Origin of the sequence: Pseudomonas sp. MPB26 (assembly GCF_046605355.1) — a bacterium.
Taxonomy (GTDB): Bacteria; Pseudomonadota; Gammaproteobacteria; order Pseudomonadales; family Pseudomonadaceae; genus Aquipseudomonas; species Aquipseudomonas cedrina.
The window spans coordinates 2480073-2492713 of record NZ_CP176793.1 but is presented as its reverse complement, the minus strand read 5'-3'; the positions used below and the strand labels follow the sequence as shown (position 1 = coordinate 2492713).

12 protein-coding genes are annotated in these 12641 nt (G+C 61.0%); 3 read left to right on the top strand and 9 right to left on the bottom strand.

The features are described from left to right. Nucleotides 1-501, bottom strand: coding sequence for an ATP-dependent zinc protease (locus ACLH0H_RS11470; protein WP_411382078.1), 501 nt, complete (start codon nt 499-501; stop codon nt 1-3). Between the two features lie 270 nt (nt 502-771). Here ACLH0H_RS11470 and ACLH0H_RS11465 point away from each other — a divergent pair, with 270 nt between their 5' ends. Beyond that, nucleotides 772-1659 (top strand): acyltransferase, encoded by an 888-nt coding sequence (locus ACLH0H_RS11465; RefSeq protein ID WP_411382077.1) that lies wholly within the window; start codon nt 772-774, stop codon nt 1657-1659. Here ACLH0H_RS11465 and ACLH0H_RS11460 read toward each other — a convergent pair. Further along, nucleotides 1656-2228, bottom strand: coding sequence for a DUF2780 domain-containing protein (locus ACLH0H_RS11460; RefSeq protein ID WP_076953249.1), 573 nt, complete (start codon nt 2226-2228; stop codon nt 1656-1658). The genes ACLH0H_RS11465 and ACLH0H_RS11460 overlap by 4 nt on opposite strands. A 133-nt stretch (nt 2229-2361) precedes the next feature. Here ACLH0H_RS11460 and ACLH0H_RS11455 point away from each other — a divergent pair, with 133 nt between their 5' ends. Next, nucleotides 2362-2820: an anti-sigma factor domain-containing protein gene (locus ACLH0H_RS11455; protein WP_411382076.1), complete on the top strand. Its 459-nt coding sequence runs from the start codon at nt 2362-2364 to the stop codon at nt 2818-2820. Nucleotides 2821-3017: 197 nt separating this feature from the next. Continuing rightward, entirely contained in the window at nt 3018-3383 is a 366-nt protein-coding gene (locus tag ACLH0H_RS11450) for a hypothetical protein (protein ID WP_411382075.1), read from the top strand. Nucleotides 3384-3427: 44 nt separating this feature from the next. On the opposite strand, the gene fdhA is transcribed toward ACLH0H_RS11450, so the two are convergent. From fdhA to ACLH0H_RS11415, 7 genes are all read right to left on the bottom strand, one after another. Further along, a complete protein-coding gene (gene fdhA, locus ACLH0H_RS11445) occupies nt 3428-4627 on the bottom strand; it encodes a formaldehyde dehydrogenase, glutathione-independent (RefSeq protein WP_076953248.1) in 1200 nt (399 codons plus the stop codon). Between the two features lie 188 nt (nt 4628-4815). Then, nucleotides 4816-5673: a formyltetrahydrofolate deformylase gene (purU, locus tag ACLH0H_RS11440; RefSeq protein WP_076953247.1), complete on the bottom strand. Its 858-nt coding sequence runs from the start codon at nt 5671-5673 to the stop codon at nt 4816-4818. 176 nt (nt 5674-5849) lie between these two features. Further along, nucleotides 5850-6482: a sarcosine oxidase subunit gamma gene (locus ACLH0H_RS11435; RefSeq protein ID WP_411382074.1), complete on the bottom strand. Its 633-nt coding sequence runs from the start codon at nt 6480-6482 to the stop codon at nt 5850-5852. 111 nt (nt 6483-6593) lie between these two features. Then, nucleotides 6594-9611 carry a sarcosine oxidase subunit alpha gene (locus ACLH0H_RS11430; RefSeq protein ID WP_411382073.1) on the bottom strand — a complete coding sequence of 1006 codons (3018 nt, stop codon included), beginning with the start codon at nt 9609-9611 and terminating at the stop codon, nt 6594-6596. After that, nucleotides 9608-9910 carry a sarcosine oxidase subunit delta gene (locus ACLH0H_RS11425; protein WP_307388585.1) on the bottom strand — a complete coding sequence of 101 codons (303 nt, stop codon included), beginning with the start codon at nt 9908-9910 and terminating at the stop codon, nt 9608-9610. The genes ACLH0H_RS11430 and ACLH0H_RS11425 overlap by 4 nt, the downstream gene beginning before the upstream one ends. A gap of 15 nt (nt 9911-9925) precedes the next feature. Beyond that, a complete protein-coding gene (locus tag ACLH0H_RS11420) occupies nt 9926-11176 on the bottom strand; it encodes a sarcosine oxidase subunit beta (RefSeq protein WP_010207084.1) in 1251 nt (416 codons plus the stop codon). A 22-nt stretch (nt 11177-11198) separates the two neighbouring features. Then, complete coding sequence (locus tag ACLH0H_RS11415; protein WP_124360105.1) at nt 11199-12452, bottom strand: serine hydroxymethyltransferase; 1254 nt, start codon at nt 12450-12452, stop codon at nt 11199-11201. Nucleotides 12453-12641 lie beyond the last annotated feature (189 nt).

The following is a 12641-nucleotide window of genomic DNA, read 5'->3' as shown; positions in this document are numbered from 1 at the left end:
TCAGCAGTCCGGTTTGTCGGCAGTGTAGCGACGGGCCGGGTTTACCGCAGCGTCGAATTCACGCAGGGCCTTGGCGCCGATCAGCAAGGGGTAGTTGAAGCTGCTGCGGTCGGTGAGGTTGACTTCGACGGTGCGCTTGACCTTGCCCAGGCACATTTCCAGGTCGATGACCGGGCGCTTGGCCACGCTGGCTTCGTCCTTGTCGTCGTCCTCGTCGGAGCGACTCTTGATCTTGCTGATACGCGAAACCTTGTGTTCGTAGACTTTGTCGGTAGCGTCCTTGCCGCCAAGGCGGAAACGCACCCAGTCGTCGCCGTCACGGGTGAAGGTTTCGATGTCGCGGGCCGACAGCGAAGCCGTCAATGCGCCGGTGTCCATCTTGGCCTTGAAGGTTTCGCCGATCTCCGGCAACTGGATGTATTCGTAGCGACCGTACAGGGTCGGTTCGGCGGCCATGACGGGCAAGGCAACCAGGGCGAGCGAGGCGAATAGCAGTTTCACGACGTGATTTCCTCGAAAAGAAGTAGGCGGATTCTAGACCGCAAACACAGCGCTTAGTTAGCTCACACCAGCATTGATCGTGCCCACGCTCTGCGTGGGCACGCCTGATGTGACGCTCTGCGTCACGACTTTAACAGCAGACGCAGAGCGTCCGGGGCTGCATTTCCACGCAGAGCGTGGGAACGATCACATTCGGCCGGCGAATCAGGATTTGGCCTCTGGACTCAAGCTGCTTATCATGACCCGCCCACAGGATCCCAAGAGTTATTTATGCGCCGCCTGCTCACCGGCTGTCTGGTCTCATTGCTGCTCTTGCTCAACACCTTGGTCCTCATCGGCCCGTTGACAGTGTTCGCCCTGCTCAAGCTGGTGGCTCCCGGTCGCTACCGCGACTACATGTCATGGGCGGTGATGTGGATCGCCGAAACCTGGGCCGAGATCGACAAGCTGATTTTTGCGCTGTGCATCCCCACCCAATGGGACATTCGCGGCGGTGACGATTTACGCAGTGACACCAGCTACCTGGTGATCAGTAACCACCAGTCGTGGGTGGATATCCCGGCGCTGATCCAGGCGTTCAACCGACGCACGCCGTTCTTCAAATTCTTCCTGAAAAAAGAGCTGATCTGGGTGCCGTTCCTGGGCCTGGCCTGGTGGGCGCTGGATTACCCGTTCATGAAGCGTTACACCAAGGCATTCCTGGCCAAGCACCCGGAACTGGCCGGGCAGGATTTAAAGATCACCAAAGAGGCCTGCGAACTCTTCAAGCGCCAGCCGGTGACGGTGGTCAATTACCTGGAAGGTACGCGGTTCAGCGAAGCCAAACGGGCACAGCAGGGTTCACCGTTCAGCCGCTTGCTCAAGCCCAAGGCGGGCGGCGTGGCGTTTGTGCTGGCCGCGATGGGCGAGCAACTGGATGCGGTGCTTGACGTGACCGTGGTCTATCCGCAGCAGAAGATCCCGGGGTTCTGGGATTTGATCTGCGGGTCGGTGCCCAACGTCATCATTGATATCCGCACCCGCGAGCTGAATCCGGCGTTGTGGCAAGGGGATTACGAGAACGACCCGGCGTTTCGCCAAACGGTCCAGAACTGGGTGAACCAGCTCTGGATGGAGAAGAACGCGCGCATCGAGCAATTGCGCGCCGAATCTCTTTAGCTGCCAGTGCCCCAGGCCTGGGCCAGCTTGCCCAGCAACGAACTGTTGGCGCCCTGGCCGCCCAGGTATTGCAGGATCACCGGGGCAAACTGGCCGACCATGCCACTGTCCATGCCCAAGGCGCTGAAGGCGGTATTCAGGTCGTTGGTGTTCTTGACGTTACCCAGCAGGCCGTCCAGGCCGCTGGTCTTGCTGCCGCCGGTCTGGCCGAGCAAACCGCTCAAGGCGCCGAGGCTGCCCAAGGCGTTATTGCCCGACAACTGGTCAAGACCCGGCACGCTGTTGCCCAGTTGCGAATAATCGTTACCGCTCAGCTTGTTCTTGGCCAGGCCCAGCATGGCGCCCGTGCCGCCAACGGCTTGTTCGGGAGTGATATTGAGTTGGGAGGTCAGTGCGCTGAGCAAGCCGGCCGTCTCGGACGACGGCGCGGCGGCGGCCGCCTTGTTGTTCCCCCCTTGCATGCCGGAGATGGCATTGGCCGCGTCGCCAAGGCTGAACCCGGCAGCGAACACTGGGCCGGCGGCCAGGGTCATCAGGCAGGAAAGGGCGAAACCGCGTGAAATCTTCATTGGAACAACCTCTGGGTGTAGGGGCGAAAGCAGGCGTTTGACTGGGCATCCCGTCGGTTGTTCCAAGGCTCCCGGAACCCAATCGGCAATAAGCCGGTCAATGAACTGACTAAAATTTGTCGGGAAGAGACTTATGACTACGATCCAGCCCCAAGTGATTGAGCACAAGCCTGCGTTCTGGAGCCGCCCTCGCCTGTTTATCGGCGCCTGTGTGGTCGTGGTTGCCGGCATCGGCGGCGCGCTCTACACCCAGGACAGCGTCAAGTCCGCCGCCACCCTGGTGACCACCACCCAGCAGCCGGCTGCGCAGATCATGGCCCACAAGGATTATCTGGAAGTAGAACCGATTGCCTCCACGGCGCCGGCACCGGACCAAAGCCTTGAACTCTGGGCGATACCCAAAGACGGCGCGCCGGTATCCCTTGGCCTGTTGCCGGAGGATGGCAAAGGTATCATTGGCCTGAATCCCCGCCAGCAGGAGACGATCAAACAACCGGTGGATTTGATGGTAAGTTCAGAAACCAAAGGTGGTTCAGTAAGTAAGCAGCCAACCGGCCCTACGGTGTATCAAGGGGCACTGGCAACGCGTTAACCCTCAAAGCATGTGATATGAGCGGTCAGTTGCCCGACATTTTTAAAGCCCCTGCTGCCGCTCATAATGAAATAGACGGAATATACCCCCCTCTTCTTATTTCTTGTCGATATGAATAACTGTCATTTCTCACAGTAGGCTTCGCTTATCACGCTTATTAAGATCCAGTTCCACACCTCGTTTCAGGGAACGGAAAAATGGATAAGACGTTAGTTTTAGGCTTGATGGCTGCCTGTTTATTAGCTGGCAATGCTTATGCTGCCGACATAGATAAATGCCCAAAAGTCAACGAGATAAAGTCAGAGCCCACAAAGCAAGAGTATTTTGTGGGTACGGAAAAGAAATTCGAAGACGGTTTCAAATACACTTCATCTAATGCTGAAGGCTCCTGGACAGGAGAAACTGCTGGAACAACGGATGACTACCTGGCGGACAAGTACGGACTTGCACCCGAGTCCTACGAGGTGGTTAATGGAGTACCTAGGTGCAACTACGGCGGAAAAACCATTGTTGAGGAGGACAAAACCGCCGTTCCGAATTTGAGGCTGAATCTACAAAAATAAGAAAGGGCGACCCACGGGTCGCCCTTTTTCATTTGCCCAACGCCTTACGCCGCACTAAACAACTTGTGCGGATCAATCACAAACTTCTTCGGCACACCCGCATCGAACTCGCCATACCCACGTGGCGCGTCATCCAGGCTGATCACCTGCACGCCGACGATTTCAGCGATGTTGATGCGGTCCCACATGATCGCCTGCATCAACTGGCGGTTGTACTTCATCACCGGGGTTTGCCCAGTGTGGAAGCTGTGGGATTTGGCCCAGCCCAGGCCGAAGCGAATGCTCAGGCTGCCCATTTTTGCGGCGGCGTCGACGGCACCTGGATCTTCGGTAACGTAAAGGCCAGGGATACCGATCTTGCCTGCCACGCGCACCACGCCCATCAGCGAGTTGAGCACGGTGGCCGGGGCTTCGGCCTTGACGCCGTCGTGGCCGTGGCCGCGTGCTTCAAAGCCGACGGCATCGACAGCGCAGTCCACTTCCGGCTCGCCGAGCAGCGCGGCGATCTGTTCGTGCAATGGCGTGTCGGTGGACAGGTCGGCGATCTCAAAACCCTGGGCCTTGGCGTGGGCCAGGCGAATCGGGTTGACGTCGCCGATGATCACCACTGCCGCGCCCAATAGGCGTGCGGAAGCGGCAGCCGCCAGGCCTACTGGGCCGGCACCTGCGATATAGACGGTGCTGCCTGGGCCAACGCCAGCGGTGACGGCGCCGTGATAGCCGGTCGGCAGGATGTCGGACAGGCAGGTCAGGTCACGGATTTTCTCCATGGCCTTATCGCGGTCCGGCAGTTTGAGCAGGTTGAAGTCGGCGTAAGGCACCAACACGTATTCGGCCTGGCCGCCGGTCCAATCGCCCATGTCGACGTAGCCGTAAGCACCGCCCGGACGGGCCGGGTTGACGCTCAGGCACACACCGGTGTGTTGTTCCTTGCAGGAGCGGCAGAGTCCGCAGGCGACGTTGAACGGTACCGAGACCAGGTCGCCGATTTTCAGGTTTTCGACGCCGCTGCCCATTTCGATCACTTCACCAGTGATCTCGTGACCGAGCACCAGGCCGGTCTGGGCGGTGGTACGGCCGCGCACCATGTGTTGGTCGGAGCCGCAGATATTGGTGGAGACCACGCGCAGGATGACGCCATGCTCGATCTTCCTGCCACGGGGGTCCTGCATTTTGGGATAGTCGATTTTCTGTACTTCGACCTTGCCGTTGCCGAGATACACGACACCACGATTACCAGACATGCTTTCACCTCGCTGTTGTTTTTATGGAACTGCGTTGCCGGTTGGATGGGCAGCGCGTTAAGTGCTTGGGTACAGATGCTGTTTCTTGTGTTGTTGCTGATGGCCTCTTCGCAGGCAAGCCAGCTCCCACATTTGATTGGGTTCACACATTCAAAATGTGGGAGCGGGCTTGCTCGCGAAGGCGGCGGTCAGAGCACCACCGTCCGATTGGCGTTCAAGAACACCCGCCGCTCAATGTGATACCCCACCGCCCGGGCCAATGTCAGCCCTTCAATATCTCGCCCCTTGGCGATCAAGTCCTCAGGATAGTGACTGTGATCCACGACCTCCACGCCCTGGGCGATGATCGGCCCTTCATCCAAGTCGTTATTGATGTAATGCGCTGTGGCACCGACCAGTTTCACGCCCTTGTTGTAGGCCTGGTGATACGGCTTGGCGCCCTTGAACCCTGGCAGCAACGAGTGGTGGATGTTGATCGCCTTGCCATCCAGCTTGCGGCACAGCTCCGGCGACAGCACTTGCATGTAGCGCGCAAGGATCACCAGTTCCGCGCCGGTGTCTTCCACCACTTGCCACACCTGACGTTCCTGGGACGGTTTGTCGTTGGGGTCCAATGGAAAATGGTAGTAGGGAATCTGGTGCCAGTCAGCCAACGGCTGCAAATCAGGGTGATTGGACACCACCGCAACCACGTCCATCGACAGTTGCCCAATGCGCTGGCGGTACAGCAAGTCATTAAGGCAGTGATCGGCCTTGGAGACCATGATCACCACTTTTGGCCGGTAGTTCGGCGCCGTCAGCTCGAAGATCATGCCGAAGGCTTCGCCGCGCGTGGCCAGGCCATCGCGGAATGCCTGCTCATCAAAGCCGTCGGGCTGGCGGAACTCCACGCGGATGAAAAACCGACCCGAAAGCCGGTCATCGAACGAATGGTGCTCGGTAACGTAGCATCCCTGCTCGAACAGGTAGCGGGTAACCGCGTCCACCGTGCCGAGCACGCTGGGGCAGTCGGCGGTCAAAATCCATGTATCAGGTGCGCGGCTCATAGTGCAATCCTCAGGCCCTTGTGGCGAGGGGGCTTGTCCCCCGTTGGGCTGCGAAGCAGCCCTTAAACCTGCTGCTCGGTTATTTCAGGAAAAATGCGCTGACCTTAATAGGACCGCTGCGCGCTCCAACGGGGGACAAGCCCCCTCGCCACAACAGCCCTCTTGCGCTCATTCGATCAGGCTTGAACGCTCAGGCCGAATTCGGCCGAGGCATCCTGCAGCCACAACCACCAGTAATCCGAGAAACTGCGACGAATCAGCAGTTCCCAGGTGTCTTCGGCCGTGTGGCGGATCACCAGTTGCGACTTGGCGAACACCGTGCCCACCGCCTTGCCTACCGGGAAGTTGTTGGGGTGCACGTCGTAGCTGGTGGATTTCATCAGCACATCGCGCACGTTCGGGCCGCTCAGTTCGAGGATCTGCTGGCCGCCGCTGACGTTGACGATCTGAATATGCAAATCACCCAGGGCTGCGCGCAGGTTTTGCTCGGCGGCGAACTCTTCGCCGCTCGGCACGATCAACAACCACTCGTCCGGGCCGAGCCATTGCAGGCTGGTGTCGCCGTTGACGATAACCGTCAGGGCGCCGGGAAGCTCGATACCCAGGGCCTTGTGCACGCCGGCGGCGAAGGCCGCGTCATGGCCGTCTCCACGAATGGTCAGGTGGCCCAGGAGTTTCTTTTCGCGCACGGTCACGCCGGCGTTCTTGCGGCCTTTGCCGACCAGGCTGGCGAGGTCGGCATGGTGCAGCGACGACTCGGCCTTGGCACCGGTGGTGGGGCGTTGTTGGTAAACATTGGCTGCTGTCATAAAGCACCTGTCTGAATTCTGTGGTGACTGTTCTGGCCTCATCGCGGGCAAGCCCGGCTCCCACATGTTTTGTGGGAGCTGGCTTGCCTGCGATGCAGGCGCCTCGGTCTGTCAGATGTTCTGCCGCTCACCTTTCGGGTCGAAGAACACCGAAGACACAATCTCCGCCTCGATCACGCTGCCATCGGCCTGCGGTGAGAACACGCGCTCACCGATACGCTTCAAGCCGCCCTTCACCACGCCCATGGCAAACGAATAACCCAGGGAGTTGTGCGCATAGCTGGAGGTGACATGGCCGACCATCTTCATCGGAATCGTCTGCTTCGGATCGAACACCAACTGCGCGCCTTCCGGCAGCCACACGTTCGGATCAATCGGTTTGAGCCCCACCAGTTGCTTGCGCTCTTCACGCACGCAGTCTTCACGGTTCATCCCGCGCCAGCCGATCCACGAGAACGGCTTGGTACGGCCCACGCACCAGCCCATGTTCAGGTCGTCCGGGGTCATCGAGCCGTCGGTGTCCTGGCCGACGATGATGAAGCCCTTCTCGGCCCGCAATACGTGCATGGTTTCGGTGCCGTACGGGGTCAGGTTGTACTGTTTGCCGGCCTCGACGATCTGTTCCAGCACGCCCATGGCGTAGTCGGCCTGCACGTTGACTTCGTACGACAGCTCACCGGTAAACGAAATACGGAACACCCGCGCCGGCACGCCGCCGACCAGGCCTTCCTTCCAGGTCATAAACGGAAAGCCGTCCTTGTCCAGGTCGATGTCGGTGACTTCCGCCAGCAGCTTGCGGCTGTTGGGGCCGGACAGGGTCATGGTCGCCCAGTGGTCGGTGACCGAGGTGAAATACACCTTGAGGTCCGGCCATTCGGTCTGCTGGTAGATTTCCAGCCACTGCAGCACGCGGGCGGCGCCGCCGGTGGTGGTGGTCATCAGGAAGTGGTTGTCGGCGAGACAGGCAGTGACGCCGTCGTCGAAGACCATGCCGTCTTCCTTGCACATCAGGCCGTAGCGCGCCTTGCCCACGTCGAGCTTGGTCCAGGCGTTGGTGTAGATGCGGTTGAGAAACTCACGCGCGTCCGGGCCCTGGATGTCGATCTTGCCCAGGGTGGACGCGTCCAGCAGGCCGACGCTGTCGCGCACGGCCAGGCATTCGCGTTTCACGGCGGCATGCAGGTCTTCACCGTTGCGTGGGAAGTACCATGGGCGCTTCCATTGGCCGACGTCTTCGAACTCGGCGCCGTTTTTCACGTGCCAGGCTTGCAGCGCGGTGTAGCGTACCGGCTCGAAAATGTGCCCACAGTGGCGTCCGGCAATCGCACCGAAGGTGACCGGCGTGTAGTTCGGACGAAACATGGTGGTGCCCATCTGCGGGATGGTCACGTTCAGCGAACGGGCCGCGATGGCCAGGCCGTTGACGTTGCCCAGCTTGCCCTGGTCGGTGCCGAAGCCCAGCGCGGTGTAGCGTTTGACGTGCTCGACCGACTCGAAACCTTCGCGTGTCGCCAGCTCGATGGCGGCGGCGGTCACGTCGTTCTGCAGGTCGACGAATTGCTTTGGCGCGCGGGCGGTGGGCTTATCGTGCGGCACTTGGTAAATGCCCAGGGTCGGTTCTTCCAGGCGGCTCAGGGCTTTTGGCAAGGTGCCTTCGACCGGTGCAAAACCGGCTTCGCTGGCCGCGCGCACGCCGCCTTCAAAACCGTCCGCCAGGGAATCGCCAAGGCCGTAGACACCGTTGATACCGCCGACGCACACGCGTTTCTGCGGCGCTTCGCCCGGCACGAAACCGAGGATGTCTTCACGCCAGGTCGGCTTGCCGCCCAGGTGCGAGGCCAAGTGAACGACTGGGCTGTAACCGCCGGAGCTGGTCACCAGGTCGCAGTCCAGCCACTCGCCGGGACTGGTAACTTTATGGGCCTTGACGTCAATCGCGGCGATACGCGCAGCCGTCACGCGCTTGGTGCCACGGGCTTCGATCACGGCGCTGCCGGTGAGGATACGGATGCCTTTGGCGCGGGCTTCTTCAACCAACGCGCCACGTGGGTTGTGGCGTACATCGGCCACCGCGACCACTTGCAGACCCGCATCGAGCCAGTCCAGCGCAACGCGGTAGGCGTGATCGTTGTTGGTCGACAGCACCAGTTTCTTGCCCGGTGCCACGCCGTAGCGGCGCACGTAGGTGGAGACTGCGCCGGCGAGCATGTTGCCCGGCACGTCGTTGTTGCCGTACACCAGCGGGCGCTCGCACGCACCGGTGGCCAGCACTACGCGTTTGGCGCGCACACGGTGGATACGCTGACGCACCACGCCGATCGGCGCACGATCACCCAGGTGATCGGTGAGGCGTTCGTGAATGGTCAGGAAGTTATGGTCGTGGTAACCGTTGACGGTCGCGCGGGGCAGCAGCACCACGTCCGGCAGGGCCTTGAGTTCGGCGATGACGCTGGCAACCCATTCGGTCGCCGGCTTGCCGTCGAGGCTTTCACGCGAATCGAGCAGCGAACCACCGAACTCTTCCTGCTCATCAGCGATGATCACCCGCGCACCGCTGCGCGCGGCAGCCAGTGCCGCGGCCAGGCCGGCAGGGCCTGCGCCGACCACCAGCACGTCGCAGTGACGGTTGAAGTTGTCGTAGGTGTCCGGGTCGTTCTCGGTCGGCGAGCGGCCCAAACCAGCAGCCTTGCGGATGTACTTCTCGTACGTCATCCAGAACGATTGCGGGTACATGAAGGTTTTGTAGTAGAAACCCGGCGGCATCAGCTTGCCGCCGACCTTGCCGAGAATGCCCATCATGTCGTTGTTCACGCTCGGCCAGCCGTTGGTGCTGGTGGCGACCAAGCCCTGGTACAGCGCCTGTTGCGTGGCGCGCACGTTGGGAATTTGAGTGGCTTCGGTAGCGCCGATCTGCAGCACCGCGTTCGGCTCTTCGGCGCCGGCGGCAAAGATGCCGCGCGGGCGCGAGTACTTGAAGCTGCGGCCGATGATGTCGACGCCATTGGCCAACAGGGCGGCGGCCAGGGTGTCGCCTTCAAAGCCTTTGTAGCTCTGGCCGTTGAAGGTAAACGTCAGGACTTTATTGCGGTCGATGCGGCCACCGTTGGACAGGCGATTGGTCTGGCTCATACCTTCTCTCCAGAAGCCTTGGCGGTGAATTGCGGCTTCTCGCCAATCTTGTAAGTTTCAAGAATTTCGTAGGTCAGGGTATCGCGGGTGGCGTTGAAGTACTGACGGCAACCGGCGGCGTGAATCCACAGTTCGTGATGCAGGCCACGGGGGTTGTCGCGAAAGAACATGTAGTCGCCCCACTGCGCATCGGTGCAAGCATTCGGGTCCAGCGGGCGCGGGATATGCGCTTGGCCGGACGCGTGGAATTCCTCTTCGGAGCGCAGTTCGCCACAGTGAGGACAGAAGATATGCAACATAGGAAATTTCTCCTGTTAGTGGGCGACAGCCGCTGCGCCGTGTTCGTCGATCAACGCACCGTTGTGGAAACGGTCGATGGAGAAAGGTGCAGCCAACGGGTGCATTTCACCCTTGGCGAGGCTGGCGGCAAACACGTTGCCCGAGCCTGGGGTGGCCTTGAAACCACCGGTGCCCCACCCGCAGTTGAAGAACATGTTCGGTACCGGGGTCTTGGAGATGATCGGGCAGGCGTCCGGCGTGGTGTCGACGATGCCGCCCCACTGGCGGTTCATGCGCACGCGGGACAACACCGGGAACATCTCGACGATGGCCTGGATGGTGTGTTCGATCACCGGGTACGAGCCGCGCTGGCCGTAGCCGTTGTAGCCGTCAATACCGGCACCGATCACCAGGTCGCCCTTGTCGGACTGGCTGATGTAGCCGTGCACGGCGTTGGACATGATCACACTGTCGATAATCGGCTTGATCGGCTCCGACACCAACGCTTGCAGCGGGTGGGACTCGATCGGCAGGCGAAAGCCCGCCAGCGAAGCCATGTGCCCCGAGTTACCGGCGGTGACCACACCGACGCGCTTGGCGCCGATAAAACCTTTGTTGGTTTCCACGCCGATGCATACACCGTTTTCCTTGCGGAAACCGATCACTTCGGTCTGCTGGATCAAGTCCACGCCGAGTGCGTCAGCGGCGCGGGCAAAGCCCCAGGCCACGGCATCGTGACGGGCCACGCCGCCGCGCCGTTGCACGGTGGCGCCGAGTACCGGGTAGCGGGTGTTTTTCGAGCAGTCGAGGTACGGGATCTCGTCGGCCACCTGCTTGGCGTTGAGCAACTCGCCGTCCACGCCGTTGAGACGGTTGGCGCTGACGCGACGCTCGGAATCCCGGATGTCCTGTAGGGTGTGGCACAGGTTATACACGCCGCGCTGGGAGAACATCACGTTGTAGTTCAGGTCCTGGGACAGGCCTTCCCAGAGTTTCATCGCGTGTTCATACAGGTGCGCCGACTCGTCCCACAGGTAGTTGGAACGCACGATGGTGGTGTTGCGTGCGGTGTTACCGCCGCCCAACCAGCCCTTTTCGACCACGGCCACGTTGGTGATGCCGTGCTCCTTGGCCAGGTAGTAAGCGGTTGCCAGACCATGCCCGCCGCCGCCGACGATGACCACGTCGTAGACCTTTTTTGGGGTGGGCGTGCGCCACATCTTCTGCCAGTTTTCGTGGTGGCTGAGGGAGTGCTTGAATAGGCCGAAGCCTGAGTAGCGTTGCATAGTCATTACTCCAAAACCGCGCTCAGCGATAAACCGGGAAATCAGCGCACAAGGCAGACACGTGCTTGGCCACGTTGGCCTCGACGTCGGCGTCGCCGAGGTTGTCGAGGATGTCGCAGATCCAGCCAGCCAACTCAACGCACTGCGGCACTTTGAAACCACGCGTGGTGACCGCCGGGGTGCCGATGCGCAGGCCCGAGGTCACGAACGGCGACTGCGGGTCATTCGGCACCGCGTTCTTGTTGACGGTGATGTGGGCACGGCCCAGGGCGGCGTCCGCGTCCTTGCCGGTGAGGCCCTGACGGATCAGGCTGACCAGGAACAGGTGGTTATCGGTGCCGCCGGACACTACATCGTAGCCGCGTTTGATAAACACCTCGGCCATGGCCTGGGCGTTGTCGATCACCTGCTGTTGGTAGACCTTGAAGCCCGGCTCCTGGGCTTCCTTGAAGCACACGGCCTTGCCGGCGATGACGTGCATCAGCGGGCCGCCCTGGGCACCGGGGAACACGGCGGCGTTGAGTTTTTTCTCAATCGCTTCGTTGGCCTTGGCCAGGATCAGGCCGCCACGCGGACCGCGCAGGGTCTTGTGGGTGGTGGTGGTGACCACGTCGGCGTAAGGCAGTGGGTTCGGGTACAGGCCGGCGGCGACCAGGCCGGCGACGTGGGCCATGTCGACGAACAGCAGCGCGCCAACCTTATCGGCGATCGCGCGAAAACGCGGGAAGTCCAGGGTTTTGGAATAAGCGGAGAAGCCGGCCACGACCATCTTCGGCTGGTGCTCCACGGCTAGGCGTTCGACTTCGTCGTAGTCGATCAGGCCGGTGTCGGTGTTGATGCCGTACTGTACGGCGTTGTACAGCTTGCCCGAGGACGACACTTTGGCGCCGTGGGTCAGGTGGCCGCCGTGGGCCAGGCTCATGCCCAGGATGGTGTCGCCGGCATTGATCAGCGCCAGGTACACCGCGCTGTTGGCGGACGAACCAGAGTGCGGTTGCACGTTGGCGTAATCGGCGCCGAACAGCTGCTTGGCGCGCTCGATGGCCAGTGCCTCGACCTTGTCTACGTGCTCGCAGCCACCGTAGTAGCGCTTGCCCGGGTAGCCTTCGGCGTATTTGTTGGTGAGGCCGCTGCCTTGCGCCTGCATCACGCGTTTGCTGGTGTAGTTCTCGGACGCGATCAGTTCGATGTGATCTTCCTGACGTTGCTCCTCGGCGTTCATGGCCGCCAACAGTGCATCGTCGTAACCCTGGATCTGATCTTGTTTGCTGAACATCGCGTCTCTCCCAGCCTTTCGTATTGTTGAGGCCCGTGCAGGGCCCTTTGATGCGATGGTAGGGCTGGCGCGTGCGGGCCAAATGCCTGCGCACGCCACGCAAAGGTGCGTTTACGACATGCCCTGACGCAGATGCGATTTATCGGGAGCAGGCTGCCGTCGGGCTGACAGCAAAGCGCGCAAAGATGA